The 12,754-nt window shown below is 72.5% G+C and carries 16 protein-coding genes and 1 pseudogene; 2 read left to right on the top strand and 15 right to left on the bottom strand.

Going from position 1 to position 12,754, the window contains the following annotated elements:
- Positions 1-110: 110 nt before the first annotated feature.
- The 3 genes from V6V89_RS35375 to V6V89_RS35365 are packed head-to-tail and all read right to left on the bottom strand — an operon-like array spanning position 111 to position 2,141.
- The gene (locus tag V6V89_RS35375; RefSeq protein WP_334623996.1) at positions 111-572 is read right to left on the bottom strand and encodes a VOC family protein; all 462 of its coding nucleotides are present in this window, start codon (positions 570-572) and stop codon (positions 111-113) included.
- 42 nt (positions 573-614) lie between these two features.
- Entirely contained in the window at positions 615-1,334 is a 720-nt protein-coding gene (locus V6V89_RS35370) for an SDR family oxidoreductase (protein WP_334623995.1), read from the bottom strand.
- Between the two features lie 9 nt (positions 1,335-1,343).
- Complete coding sequence (locus V6V89_RS35365) at positions 1,344-2,141, bottom strand: helix-turn-helix transcriptional regulator (protein ID WP_334623994.1); 798 nt, start codon at positions 2,139-2,141, stop codon at positions 1,344-1,346.
- A 141-nt stretch (positions 2,142-2,282) separates the two neighbouring features.
- Here V6V89_RS35365 and V6V89_RS35360 point away from each other — a divergent pair, with 141 nt between their 5' ends.
- Together V6V89_RS35360 and V6V89_RS35355 are read left to right on the top strand one after the other, a co-directional pair.
- Positions 2,283-3,041 (top strand): NPP1 family protein, encoded by a 759-nt coding sequence (locus V6V89_RS35360; protein ID WP_334623993.1) that lies wholly within the window; start codon positions 2,283-2,285, stop codon positions 3,039-3,041.
- Between the two features lie 10 nt (positions 3,042-3,051).
- Positions 3,052-3,426 carry a DUF1304 domain-containing protein gene (locus tag V6V89_RS35355; RefSeq protein ID WP_334623992.1) on the top strand — a complete coding sequence of 125 codons (375 nt, stop codon included), beginning with the start codon at positions 3,052-3,054 and terminating at the stop codon, positions 3,424-3,426.
- 10 nt (positions 3,427-3,436) lie between these two features.
- Here V6V89_RS35355 and V6V89_RS35350 read toward each other — a convergent pair whose 3' ends face one another.
- The 12 genes and pseudogenes from V6V89_RS35350 to V6V89_RS35300 form a co-directional block, all read right to left on the bottom strand.
- On the bottom strand, positions 3,437-4,141 hold the full coding sequence (locus tag V6V89_RS35350; protein WP_334623991.1) for a hypothetical protein: 705 nt from the start codon (positions 4,139-4,141) through the stop codon (positions 3,437-3,439).
- Complete coding sequence (locus tag V6V89_RS35345; protein WP_334623990.1) at positions 4,138-5,739, bottom strand: hypothetical protein; 1,602 nt, start codon at positions 5,737-5,739, stop codon at positions 4,138-4,140. The genes V6V89_RS35350 and V6V89_RS35345 overlap by 4 nt, the downstream gene beginning before the upstream one ends.
- Positions 5,736-6,617, bottom strand: a complete 882-nt coding sequence (locus tag V6V89_RS35340; RefSeq protein WP_334623989.1) for an ABC transporter ATP-binding protein — start codon at positions 6,615-6,617, stop codon at positions 5,736-5,738. Before V6V89_RS35340 ends, V6V89_RS35345 begins: the two co-directional genes overlap by 4 nt.
- On the bottom strand, positions 6,614-7,459 hold the full coding sequence (locus tag V6V89_RS35335) for a hypothetical protein (protein WP_334623988.1): 846 nt from the start codon (positions 7,457-7,459) through the stop codon (positions 6,614-6,616). The genes V6V89_RS35340 and V6V89_RS35335 overlap by 4 nt, the downstream gene beginning before the upstream one ends.
- A complete protein-coding gene (locus V6V89_RS35330) occupies positions 7,456-7,998 on the bottom strand; it encodes an RNA polymerase sigma factor (RefSeq protein ID WP_334623987.1) in 543 nt (180 codons plus the stop codon). Before V6V89_RS35330 ends, V6V89_RS35335 begins: the two co-directional genes overlap by 4 nt.
- A 33-nt stretch (positions 7,999-8,031) precedes the next feature.
- Complete coding sequence (locus tag V6V89_RS35325; RefSeq protein ID WP_334623986.1) at positions 8,032-8,721, bottom strand: class I SAM-dependent methyltransferase; 690 nt, start codon at positions 8,719-8,721, stop codon at positions 8,032-8,034.
- Between the two features lie 111 nt (positions 8,722-8,832).
- Positions 8,833-8,964: pseudogene (locus tag V6V89_RS41975) on the bottom strand (SAM-dependent methyltransferase); the annotation flags it as partial.
- A 60-nt stretch (positions 8,965-9,024) separates the two neighbouring features.
- The gene (locus V6V89_RS35320) at positions 9,025-9,423 is read right to left on the bottom strand and encodes a response regulator transcription factor (RefSeq protein WP_334623985.1); all 399 of its coding nucleotides are present in this window, start codon (positions 9,421-9,423) and stop codon (positions 9,025-9,027) included.
- 28 nt (positions 9,424-9,451) lie between these two features.
- Complete coding sequence (locus V6V89_RS35315) at positions 9,452-10,318, bottom strand: ABC transporter ATP-binding protein (RefSeq protein ID WP_334623984.1); 867 nt, start codon at positions 10,316-10,318, stop codon at positions 9,452-9,454.
- Between the two features lie 11 nt (positions 10,319-10,329).
- Complete coding sequence (locus tag V6V89_RS35310; protein ID WP_334623983.1) at positions 10,330-11,115, bottom strand: hypothetical protein; 786 nt, start codon at positions 11,113-11,115, stop codon at positions 10,330-10,332.
- Between the two features lie 52 nt (positions 11,116-11,167).
- On the bottom strand, positions 11,168-11,869 hold the full coding sequence (locus V6V89_RS35305) for a hypothetical protein (protein ID WP_334623982.1): 702 nt from the start codon (positions 11,867-11,869) through the stop codon (positions 11,168-11,170).
- Positions 11,866-12,744, bottom strand: a complete 879-nt coding sequence (locus V6V89_RS35300; protein ID WP_334623981.1) for a zf-HC2 domain-containing protein — start codon at positions 12,742-12,744, stop codon at positions 11,866-11,868. Before V6V89_RS35300 ends, V6V89_RS35305 begins: the two co-directional genes overlap by 4 nt.
- Positions 12,745-12,754 lie beyond the last annotated feature (10 nt).

Genomic DNA, 12,754 nt, shown 5'->3' with positions numbered 1-12,754 from the left:
CGGAGCGCGGGGCGGAGCGCGGGGCGGAGCGCGGGGCGGAGCGCGGGGCGGAGCGCGGGGCGGGGTGGGGGACGGGAGGGGTGCGTGGGGACGGGTAGGGCGGGGTGGGGTTAGAAGTCGGCGCTGGAGACGTACTCCATGGCCTTGACGAATGTCGGGTCGGTGAGACGGCGGCCGATCTCCTCCTCGGTCGGCTCGGCGACGCGCTGGTGGATCCACCACAGGTTGCCGAAGGGGTCGCGGAACCGGCTGATCCGGTCTCCCCAGAACAGCTCGGTCGGCTCGGTGACGACGGTGGCGCCGCGCTCCACCGCTCGGCGCAGCACGTCGGCGTCGTCGGCGACGTATACCCGGAGGAACGCTGGCCGGTCCGGCCAGTCAGGACGGTCGAACATCATGACGACCGAGTCGCCGATGCGCACCTCGGCGTGGCCGATGTTGCCGTCGTCGCCCATCCTGCCCAGGTCGGTGGCGTCGAAGACCGCGATGACGAAGTCGATGATCGCGGCGGTGTGGCCGCGGGAGATAACCCACGGGGTGACGGTGTGGTAGCCATCCGGAACAACGTTCATGCCTCAACGGTAGGCGCCATGTAGGTCAGGTTCGGTCCTACTTCAGAGAATGAGGCCGCCGGTCGCGCGGATGTTCTGCCCGGTGATCCATTGCCCGTCCGGGCTGGCGAGAAGCGCGACGACGTTCGCGATGTCCGCCGGCTGGCCGATCCGCCCCAGCGCCGCGAACGCGGCGGACTGCTCGACCGCCTCGGGCGGGTTGGTGTCACGGAACATGTCGGTGTCGGTGGTGCCGGGCGAGACCACGTTGGCGGTGATGCCCCGGCCGCCCAGCTCGCGCGCGACCACCTTGGTCACCTGCTCCAGGGCGGCCTTGCTGGCGCAGTAGAGCGCGAGGCCCGGCGCCGGGATCGCGGTGTTGAGCGTGGAGATGTTGACGATCCGCCCGTGGTCCGGCATCCGCGCCGCCCCGCGCTGCATCAGCGTCAGGGGATACTTCACGTTGACCGTCATCACCCGGTCGAACTCCTCGCCGGTGATGTCGGCGAGTGCGGTGGGTGGGTTGACGGCCGCGTTGTTGACGAGTATGTCGAGGCGGTCGCCCACCGCGTCCAGCAACGCGTCGACGGTACCCAGGTCTTCCTGGTCCGCGCGGACAGCCACGGCGCCGTCCAGCTCATCGGCGAGGGCGCGCGCCGCGTCCGCGTACACCTTGAATGTGAACACGACCCGCGCGCCGTCGGCTGCGAGCCGCCGCACGACGGCCCGGCCGATGCCCCGCGAGCCGCCGGTGACGAGCGCGGTCTTTCCCGAAAAGATCATGCCGCGACGCTAGTCGCGGCGCGACATCAGGTCTTGGACGAACGCGAACAGCTCCGCGGGCGTGACGCCCGCGAGCGCGCGGGTCTCGCGGTGAAAGTGCGACTGATCGGCGTACGCGGACGCGGCCACCGCCGCGATCGTGGCCGACGGTGCCGCGAGCTCGCCGACCGCGTGCTGGAAACGGGCGATGCGCGCCACCGTCTTCGGTGGTAGGCCGATGTGCCTGCGGAATCCAATTTGGAGGTACCGCTGGCTGACGCCGAGTTCGCTGGCGAGGCTGCCAATCGTGAGCCGATGTCCATGTTGGAGCCGCCACCACGCGCGGTCCACAATGCTGCTCGCACCATCCACATGCAACCGTCGCGTGAACCACTCGTCGAGCGCGGCGAACCGCGCGGGCCAGTCCGGCAGTTCGCCGAGCCGGTCCGCCAGCCGGTCGCCGTCCCGCCCGAGCACGGCGTCCAGCGACACCACCTGTCCCACCATGGCCGCCGCCGGTGTATCCAGGAGTGCGAGGGCGCCCGCCGGTGTGAGCCCGATCGACACCCCGTACCGCCAGGCCGGCTCGTCGTGGAGCAGTGGTGTGGCGCGCGGGCCGGTCACGAGGCGGCTCGGGCCGGCGAAGTCGACGATGAGCGTGGTGAGGTTGAGCGGCAGTATCCGCCGCCCGATGGGAGCGGCGCCCGCCCGGAAGCCCCCGTATCCGGCGACGTACGGCAGCAGGTGCGGCGCGGGACGGGTCGGCACCACCTCCGCGCACGCCTCCCTGTCGAGCAGCGCGGACACCGAGTGAACCTGTGTCAGCACGCTTCCATCATGTACCAGCGTGAACGGCGGGCGGCCGGTGCCTGACGGTTCGCGACATAGACGGATTTGCCACTAGCGCTACCTGGTCCCTACGAGCGACACTCTTTCGCACCGCGACTCAAACGCGAAGGAGATTCTTGTATGGCTAGACGGGTGCTCAGACCGCTGTTCGTCGCGGGCGGCGCCATGGCGCTGGTCCTCGTGGCGGCGGGCGCCGCCCTCGCCGCCCCACCGGCCAAGCTGCCCGGCAACGCCGAGGCGGTCGAGCAGAAGTGGCAGCCGGCGTACGACTACGACACCGACGGCTGCTACCCGACTCCCGCTGTCGGCCCCACCGGTGCCCTCAACGGCGGCCTGAAGCCCACCGGCGCCCTCAACGGCCAATGCCGCGACCAGTCCGACCTGAACAACACCAACGGGTACGCCCGCTACAAGTGCAACAACGGCTGGTGCGCCTACGCGTACGCCCTGTACTTCGAGAAGGACCAGGTGCTGGCCAACATCGAGAGCGGCCACCGCCACGACTGGGAGCACGCCGTCGTGTGGGTCCAGAACGACCAGGCCCGGTTCGTGTCGACTTCGGCCCACGGCGACTTCACGGTCCACGCCAGCACCGCCGTCCGCTGGGACGGCACACACCCCAAAATCGTGTACCACAAGGACGGCGCCGGGTCGCACGCCTTCCGCCTCGGCAACGCGGGCGACGAGCCGGCGGAGAACCACTACGGCGTCTGGCAGTATCCGACACTGGTCGGCTGGAACGGCTACCCGGCCGGGGTCCGTGACGCCCTCAGCGACGCGAACTTCGGCAGTGCCCTCTTCGACCTCAAGGACAGCCGGTTCAACGCCATGCTCGCACGCGCCCTGCCGTCCGGCATCGCGTTCAACCCCAACGGGTGACAATCACCGCATGAACGTAATCGCGCAGGTCGCCGCCCTGGTCGCCGGGCTGATCCACATCATGATCTTCACGATGGAGAGCGTGCTTTTCGCCCGACCAGCCGTCCACGGGACATTCGGCGTCAAGGCGAGCGACCTGCCCGCGGCGCGGCCGTGGGCGTTCAACCAGGGCTTCTACAACCTGTTCCTGGCACTGGGCGCCCTCGGCGGACTGCTCGTGGTGTGGACGGGGTCCGACCCGGCGGGCCGTGCGGTCGTGGTGTTCGCCTGCGCCAGCATGCTCGCCGCGGCGCTCGTACTGCTGGCCAGCAACCCGAAGATGGTGCGGGCGGCAGCGATTCAGGGGCTGGCGCCGCTGGTCGCGCTCGCGTTCGCATTTCTCTGATGGGCATACTTCAAGGACCCGGACGGCGCCCGCCTCGAACTGATCGCGGACCCGCTAGGCGAGATGTACGGAAGCGCCGTGCTCTGACCGGCTCGTGGCCGGCCCAGAGGAGCCCGGCGGCCCCGACCGCCAGCAGCAGCGCCCACCGGTCGTGGGCGGCCTCCCACCGCGGGTCGCCGGGCGCGACCAGCATCGCCAGCCGCTCCGGCAGGCGGCTGAGCAGCAACGCGAGGACGAGTACGGCCGGCGCGGCGACCGCACCAGCGCCGGCCGTGCCGTTGCGCGACCGGGCGGCGGCCAGCGCCAGGGCGGCGCCGGTGAAGGCCGCCGCCTCCAGGCTGGCGTCCCACAGGGGTAGGTGGGCGGCGACCTCCTTGTCGGCGCCGGCGACCGTGATCCCGACGACGGCGGCCCACCACAGGGCCGCCGCGGCGAGCGCGACCACCGTGCGGACGGCGTGCCGGACCAGGCGGGGCGTCGGCACCGTGGCGATCAGGCGGGCCGCCGGGTCATCGAGGAGAAAGGCGACGCCGAGGGCGCCGCACAGCGCCGCGACGCGCAGCAGCCGGACCAGGTCTTCGTCGGAGAGCACGACACTCATGGCCGCCGGGACGACGACGATCAGCAGGCCGAAGCCGGCTGCCGCTAGGAACGGCAGCCAGCTCATCGCCCGCGCGGTCGGCACCAGCAGCGCGGGTGCGACCCGAGCGGTCACGGCATACACGTGCTGCGCTCCTGCACGGGAGGCGGCGGGAGCACCGGTACGCCGAAGATCTCGCCGGCCCGCTCGGTCGGCGTGTCGGCCGCGCTCAGCTCGGCCCACGACCGCTTGACCGTCTCGGCGACCTCGGCGGCGGGCCGCTTGAGCAGCGCCAGTGCCACCGCCATCTCCCGGTCGTCCACCGTGATGAAGGCGTTGGAGCTTCGGTCGAAGAACGACACCCCGCCCCAGCTGTTGGCGTCGACCTCTCGCAGTCCGGCGGCGGCCAGTGGGGTGGCCTGCCCGGCCAGCCAGCCGACCAGGATGCCTCGGGTGCCGCAGATTACCCCGTCCGCACCGGGCCCCTTGCGCGCAACGACCTCGAACGCCACCCGACCCGCGAACCCAATCTCGTCTTCCCCTTCGCCCCAGTGGGTGCCGGTCGTCACCGCGTTCGGCGTGCCGGCCGCGTCGTCGATGCGCCGCCACGCCTCCGCCACCACGGCCCGGTCTTCGGGTCCACTGACGAAGCCGTTCGCACGGGTGTCGTCTGTGGACACTCGTTGCCGGACGGCCAGCGGCTTGCGTGCCTCCTCCTCGGGAACCGCGCGCAGCACGCCGCGGACCACGCTGTCCCACCCATCGATCCACGGGACGAACTCGTCGAACGCGCAGTACGTGACCTGGTCGACGGTGCGGCAGGTTTGCATGCCGGCCGGGCGCTCGACGGCGTCGACGCGGGCCTTCTCGACCGCGTCGCTCACCGGAAGGTACTGCGCCGATCCCGCCAGGACCGCGACCGCGAGACCGGCCGCGCCGGCCAGGGTCAGCCGGCGGCCACGAGCGCCCGTCACGGCGAGGGCGGCAACGACCAGGACCACCAGCAGGCCAACGATGTAAACGAGGTGCCGTCCGGCGGGCCGGGCCACCATCTCCAGCGGATACGGCATCAGCGGCTCTTCCAGCGACACCGGCAGTAGCCAGCGCAGGTATTGCGTGCCGGGCACCGTCCGCAGGACGCCGGCGAACGTGGCGACCACGAGACCGAGCAGCACCAGCGGCGCGACCACCGTGGTGCGGGCCACCCGGGCCAGCAGCACACCCAACGCGCCGAGCAGCAGGACAATCGCTGGGAAGACGGCCAGCTCGTACGGGTTGGGCCGGCCAACCGCGCCGGGCAACAGGGCGAGCAGGCCCACGCGCAGCGCGACGAGCACGGCGACGATGCCCGCGAACGGCACGACCGACAGCAGGAACCCGCCGGTGCGCCACGGGTCGGGCAGGACGAGCACGGCGTACTGTGCGGTCGTGCGGTGCCGGTGTGCCCGCAGCACGGCCAGGTTGGCCGCGACGAGTGCGGCGCCTCCGAGCGTGAGCATGCCGATGAACTGCTTCGACCAGTCTTCGTCGTGCAGCACCGGGTACCTGTTGGCACCGCCGCTGACCCACTCGTAGACCATCGGCGCGAGGAACAGCAGCAGGCCCACGATCGTGACCGGGTGCCGCAGCAGCCGGCGCGCCTCCACCCTGGCCAGGGCGAGCATCGCCCCGCGCGGATCAGCCGCCTGGGCGGCGGTGGCCGACCCGGGACGCTCGATGACGGTCGTGCTCACGCGCCCTCCCCACCGTGCGTCGCGGGCGGGTCGACGAACAGCAGGTAGCCGTCTTCGACCGTCGGGGTGACCAGGTCGGCGCCCGGTGGCGGGTCGCCGACGTGCCGGTACAGCCCGGAGCCGGTGCGCCACGACGCGAGCGCGCCCGGTTCACGGGCGCCGCTCGTCCAGACGCGCCCCGCGGCCAGGTCGGCCAGCTCGCCCGGCTGGCCCTCGAAGCGGACGGTGCCCCGATCCAGCACGATCACCCGCTGGCACAGGGCCATCACCTCTTCGGTCTGATGCGTCGACAGCAGCACCGTGCGCCGCTCCCCCAGCTCGGCGATGACCTCGCGGAAACGCATCCGCTGCTCGGGGTCGAGGCCCACGGTCGGCTCGTCGAGGATCAGCAGGTCGGGATCGCCCACCAGGGCGGCGGCCAGCGCCACCCGCTGGCGCATCCCGCCAGACAGCGCCCGGATCCGCTTGCCGGCCTGGCGCTCCATGCCGACCGCGGCCAGCACCCGGCGCGCCTCCTGGTGCCGGGCCCGCCGGTCGGTCAACTCCTTGAGGATCGCCACGTAGTCGACGAACTCGAACGCGGTGAAACCTGGGTGGAAACCGGGATCCTGCGGCAGGTAGCCGAGGCGCCGGCGGACCGCCAGCCGGCCAGACCCGGTGCGGGGGTCGGCCCCCAGCACGGTGAGCTGCCCGCTGTCGGGTGCCAGCGCGGTCGCGATGATCCGCAACAGCGTCGTCTTGCCCGCACCGTTCGGGCCGAGCAGACCGGTTACGCCTTCCCGCAGCGTGAACGCCACGCTGTCCAGGGCGAGCGTCCGGCCGTACCGCAGCGTCAACTCCGACGCGCGGACCGCGGGCATCGTCGCGGCGATGGTCAACGAATCCTCCTTGGGGTTTCGAAGGCCCGGCGCAGCCGGGCCACCGTCAGGGCGGCCAGGCCGCCGGTAAGTGCGAGCGCGAGCTGGCCGGCGGGCACGAAGACGGCCGAGCCGGCGGAGCCGGCGCCCCAGGTCGAGGTCACCAGTACGACCCAGCCGACGCCGACCGCGACGGCCGCGAGCACCGGACCGAAGCGGGGCGTCAGCGCGAGGCTGAGCGTCGTCAGCACCAGCGCCGGCAGGAACCAGCCCACCGCCGCCAGGCCGAACTCCGGCAGGGCAAGGCTCGCCGCCGCGCTCAGCGCCGTGGTGGCGAACAGCACCGCCACGCACCGCAACAGCAGCAGCCGGAACGTGTGCATCGGGGCCACCAGCGCGATCTCGTACGTCGGGTCGACGCGCGGGCCGAAGGACAGCGCCACCCCGGCCACCGGCAGCAGTGGCGCCGCGGCGAGAAACACCGCTGGGTGCGCCAGGTGGGCCAGCAGTGCGGTGAGCGCCAGCGTGATGGCCACCGCCGCCAGCCACGAGAGCCTCAACACCGGCGTGGCCGCCAGTAGCCGTGCTGTGTGCTCCGGCACCCCGAGGCGGGTCAACAGGCGCTCGACGGGCCCTGGGACGGGCGCGTCGAGCTCCGCCGCCAGCCGCTCCCAGCCGGCGTGCGCCAGGCCAGCGCCCACCGCGACGGTGAGCCGGTCACGGCACTGGGCGCACGCGGCCAGGTGCGCCTCAGTCGACCACAGCAGTGGCGGCGCCAGTGCCCGGTCGGCGTACCGCCGCAGCTCGCCATCCGGCACGTGCCACCCGAGCCCGCCCATGGGTGTCTCCTCCTCGCCGGTCACGCCAGCTCCTGGCGCAACTGCCGCCGGGCCCGCATCGCCCGGGTCTTGACCGTGCCGGCGGGGATGCCCAGCAGCACCGCCGCCTCCGACGTGCTCAGCCCGTCGAGCACGGTCGCCTGCACGACCGCGCGCAACTCGGGCGAGAGCCGGGCCAGCGCACCGGCCAGATCGCCGTGCTCGACCCCGAGCAGCACCTGCTCCTCGGCCGACGGCGCATCGGCGAACCGGCGCCGGGCCAGCAACCCGGCGAGCCGCTGCCGCACGCCGTGCCCGCGCAGCGAGTCGATCAGCCGGCGCGAGCCGATCCGCCACAGCCAGCCGGCCACGTCGCCGGTCTGCTGCTCGCGGTAGCGCGCCGTGCCCCGCCACACGGCCAGGAACGTCTCCTGCACCACGTCGTCGACCACGGTGCCGTCGGCGCACCGGTAGCGGAGCCGCAGGGTCAGCCAGGTCGCGTGCCGGCGATAGAACTCCTCGAAGGCGTCCCGATCGCCGGCCGCGACCCGGCCCAGCAGCTCACCGTCGGTTGGCGTGGTCACAATCCCCTCATCGGACGCCGGCCCCCAAACGGTTCACGGCTCGTCGGGTTTGTAGGTGACGTAGATCAGGTTGATGGGGTCGCCGGGGGCTTCGTGGACGGCGGTGTCGAGGAAGCCTGCCTCGGCGAGCATCCGTTCGGCGAGCTCCCGGCCCCACATGGTGCCGAGGCCGGCGCCGCCTGCGGCCAGCGACACGGTCATGCAGTGCAGGGTGCTCATGGCGTACATCATGGGCGCGAACGGGTTGCCCTTGTCGGCCTCGACGTCGCTCGCGCCGTTGATGTCCACCATGAAGAAGACGCCACCCGGTGTGAGGGCCTCGTACACCCGCCGCAACACCGTCGCCGGCGCGGCCTGGTCGTGGATGGCGTCGAAGGCGAACACCGCGTCGAAGCCGGGTGCCGCGGGGAGTTGGGTGACGTCGAGGACCTCGAACGCGGCGTTCGCCAGGCCGAGCTGCGCCGCCTCGGTACGGGCGCGGGCGATCGCACCGGCGGACAGGTCGTAGCCGACGAACGTCGACGCGGGGTACGCCTGCGCCATCAGGTTGACGCAGCGGCCGGTGCCGCAGCCCACGTCGGCGGCGCGGATGCCGCGTGCCAGGTGGGCGGTAAGGTCACCGGCGAGCGGCAGGAACCCGCCGACCAGGAACTCGTCGTAGGTGCCGCGACCGAGGGCGTCCATGACGTCGGTGAACCGCGGCTGGAACCGCTCGTACGGCACGCCGCCGCCCTCCCGGAAGGCCCGGGTGACGCCGTCGACGTGCTCGGCGAGCAGGACGATGATCTGGCTGCTCGGTGCCAGGTTCGCGGCTCCGCCGCCGGTGAGGCTGGCGGCGTGTTCGGGCGGCAGCGTGTAGGTGCGAGTGCTCCCGTCGTACTCGATGATGCCGCCGGTCGTCAGCGCGCCCAGCCACTCGCGGACGTAGCGCTCGTCGAGGCCGGCGCGCTCGGCGAGCCCGGCGCTGGTGGCCGGGCCGCCCGATCGGGCGAGTTGCGCAGGCGGCTGCCCGGGAACTGGGTCGTATCACCCACGAACGAGGCCGTGGGTGAACGCGTACGCCGCCGCCTCGGTGCGCGTCCCGACGTCGATCTTGGTGAAGATGTTGGACAGGTGGCGGGCGACGGTCTTCTCGGCGATGGCCAGCTCGGTGGCGATCTGGCGGTTCGTGCGCCCGGCCGCGTTGACGGCCACCCCGACCGCGCAGGTCGCGGCCCGCTGCGGCCGGCCGTCGGCGAGGAACAGCCGGTACGCCTCGGTGGCGGCGGCGATCGACTCGTCGACGAGCCCCAGCCACCAGGCCGCGTCCGCCCACGCGTCCAGGTCGTCGGCCGACAGCGGCCCGCGCTCCGCCGCCGCCCGGAACCCGTCCCGAGCGTCCTGCCACTCCCGGCGGCGATGCGCGTCCCGCGCGCCCTGGGTCACTCCTCAGATTCTGCCCTCGTCCGCCGGGTCACGTGGCTTTCTGGGCCAGAGCGAGGTAGCCGTCCTCGAGGTTCGGGTCGGCGCGGTCGGCCTCCGGAGCGGGTCGCTCGGGGCCGACGACGCGGTAGCGCATGCCGCCGTCGTGGGGCAGCGCGGAGACGACCGTGCCGCTCACCGGAGCCGGCCCCGGCGTAACGATCGTCCACACTCGACCATCGGCCTGCCTGGTGAGATCACCGACGGTGCCACGGAACACCAACCGTCCGCTTGCGAGCACCGCCAGCTCGCGGCAGGTCTGCGCGACGTCGTCGACGATGTGGGTGCTCAACAGCACCGTCCGCTGGCCGGCGAGCTGCGACAGCAGGGTGCGGAACCGAATCCGCTCCTCCGGGTCCAGCCCGGCGGTGGGCTCGTCGACGATGAGCAGCCGGGGATCGGCGAGCAGGGCCTGCGCGATGCCGACCCGGCGCCGCATCCCGCCTGAGTAGCCGCGCAGTCGACGGTCAGCGTCGGCGGTCAGCGCCACCACGTCGAGCAGCTCGCCGACCCGGCGCCGCCGCGCCGCACGGTCGTCGATCCCTTTGAGCAGCGCGATGTAGTCGAGGAACTCGCGCGCGGTCAGGTCGGGGTACACACCGAGATCCTGCGGCAGGTAGCCGAGGATCCGTTGCACGGCAAGGCGTCCGGCGCGCGCCGCGACATCGTGCTCGCCCACCCGCACCGTGCCCGCGGTGGGCCGCAACAGGCCGGCCAGGATGCGCATCAGTGTGGTCTTGCCGGCGCCATTGGCGCCGAGCAGTCCGAACATCCCGGTCGGGACGACGAGGTCCAGGCCGTCGAGCGCACGACCCTTTCCCTTGTACACCTTCGTCAGCCCGGAAATCTCGATCCGCATGGGAGCGTCTCCTATCGAGTCGTGCGAACGCGTAGCGCCTGGGCGACGCCGAGTGCGAGGGCGGCGGCCGCGATCAGGACGCCGATGGACAGCCAAGCGGTGGCGGTGGTGGCCTCGGGGCGCAGGAAGTTCAGCGTGGCGCCCGGCACCGGTCCGGCCACCGTGAAGTCGCCCCGCCAACCCACGAGTTCCTGGTTGGGATAGACGCCGATCGGCGACAGCACGCTCTGCGAGGTAGTCGGCATCACCGTGGGGCTGATTCCGTTGCCCCAGAACCAGTACCCGACGAACAGCACGCGGAACAGCGGCGCCGGCATGATGAGCGGCACGGTGAGCGCGAAGGCTCCCACGAAGAGCACCGCCGGCACGACGACGACCGCGAACGCCACGGCGGCCCAGGCAAGCGCGACCGGCTGGCCCGCCGTCACGGCGTACACGGCCGCGAAGCCGAACAGCACCACCGCGAGCGGCACAGTGGTCGCGGCGCACACACCGAGGTACTTGCCCACAAGGCGGGCGGCCGGCGAGGCCGGCGTGGCGTCCAGTATGGGTGCCACGCCCAGCCGGGTGTCGCGGATCAGGCGATCGGCGAGCAGGCAGCCGTACCCGACGGGCAGCATGAGGTTGAACAGGAAGACCGTCGACGCGATCGTCTCCCGCACGTCCGGATCCCGCAGCACGTCGTCCCAGCCGCGGACGTTGAGCAGCACCAGCAGCAGCACGATGACCGCGTTCGTGATCCACATCGACCGCTTGCGGAGCATCATCACCATCTCGTACCGGACAACGGCGCTCACGCGGGGCCCCCACGGAAACGTGGCGCGAAGCGGAGCGCTTTCGTGGGGTGCTTCACTCTGTTACCTCCGGTAGTAGGCGTTCGGTGCGGCCCAGCAACGGCCACGCCACGGCGGCGAACACCGCGGCGGCGGCGATCAGCGTGATCCGGTTCGCGGTCCAGTCAGCCGGCACCGTGCCTCGCGTGGTCGCGAACAGGTACAGCAGGCGCGACCAGCCCTGCTCCTGCACCGTTTCGGCGAAGATCTGCTGGACGAGCCAGCAGATCGCCACCAGGCCACCGGCCGCCGCCGGGCCGCGGAACGCGGCGCCGGCCAGGAAGCCGAGCGTGGCGAGCCCCAGCGTCGGCGCGAGCCAGATGAGCTGGCCGACGAGCGGCCCGTGGTTGGCGGGCCACCGAGCCCACCATCCGGTCGCGACCATCGTCCCGGCAAGGAGTACGGCCATCAGCGCGGCCCATCCGACGGTGACGGCGAGCCGGCGCAGCAGCACCGCCCGGTACCCCTCCGGCGTGGTCAACAGCAGCTCGGCGGCCGGATCGCGGCCGACCAGCGAGGCGGCGCCGATCCCGGCGGCCAGCGGGACGCCCATCTCCAGGGCACCGAAGAAGTTCTGCGCGATCTCGCGGTCGGAGGCGCTGGCGCCGGCGTCGACGAACGCGATGAGGAGGGGGGCGGCGACGGCCAGCGGCGGGGTCAGCAGGGCTGTCCACCCGGCGCGCTGTACCTCGTGCCGCCACAACGGTAGTGGTCTCACAGCAGGTGAGTAGCGCGGGACCGGCGCAAGGGTTCACCGCGACCGGCGAGAATCATCGCGACCGCCAGGAGGCCGGCCGCCGTGAGCACGGTGGCGAGGTTCGTCGACCACGCCGCGCGGACCACGTCGAGCACCCCGCCCACGTCCACCAGAACCCCGCCGGCCAGCACCCGCAGCGCCCACAGCACGACCGCCACGCCGAGCGCGATGTCGGCGCCGACCCAGACCACCAGCACGAGGCTGAGCGCGGACAGCAGCGCCATCGGGCCGAGCCACGCGGCGATCAGCTCCCGCACGCCGGACGGGTCGGCGCCTACGGCGGCCACCACGCCCGAGGCGGCGAGCGCCAGCACCAGGTCGTACGCGAAGACGAGCGCGATCCGGGTGAGCAGGATCAGCCTCGGCGACGTCGGTGTCGCGGCGACCACCTCGAAGGCCGGGTCGCGGCGCGGCCCGTGCACGCCGGCGACACCCGCCGCGGCCACCACGGGCGCGACGAGCGCCAGGACGTCGCCGGCCCAGCCGTCGTATGCCGCCGGCATCGCGGCCATGACCACGCCGAGCGCCATGACCAGTGCGGACGCCACGAGCACCGAGACACGCACGAGGCGTGCCTCGGCCAGCACCAGCGACAGCGAAAACCATGCCGGTCGCCGGGTGACCGGCTCAGGCTCGACCAGGGCACTGCGCAACAGCGCGCCCCGTACCAGATCTGGACCGGGAGGGGCGGCGGCCGTGCCCGCCGCCTCCGCGAGCAGGGCCCACCCGGCCAGGTCGGCGCGGCAGTCGGCGCAGCCGGCCAGGTGCTCCTCGACCCGGGCGCGGTCGGCCTGACCGAGCGAGCCCGCCGCGTACTCCACCAGTTGTTCGTTCATGCGGGGCCCC

Source organism: Micromonospora sp. CPCC 206061 (assembly GCF_036906915.1).
Lineage (GTDB): Bacteria > Actinomycetota > Actinomycetes > Mycobacteriales > Micromonosporaceae > Phytohabitans.
The sequence above is the reverse complement of the archived record's forward strand: the minus strand, read 5'-3'. Positions and strand labels throughout refer to the sequence as shown.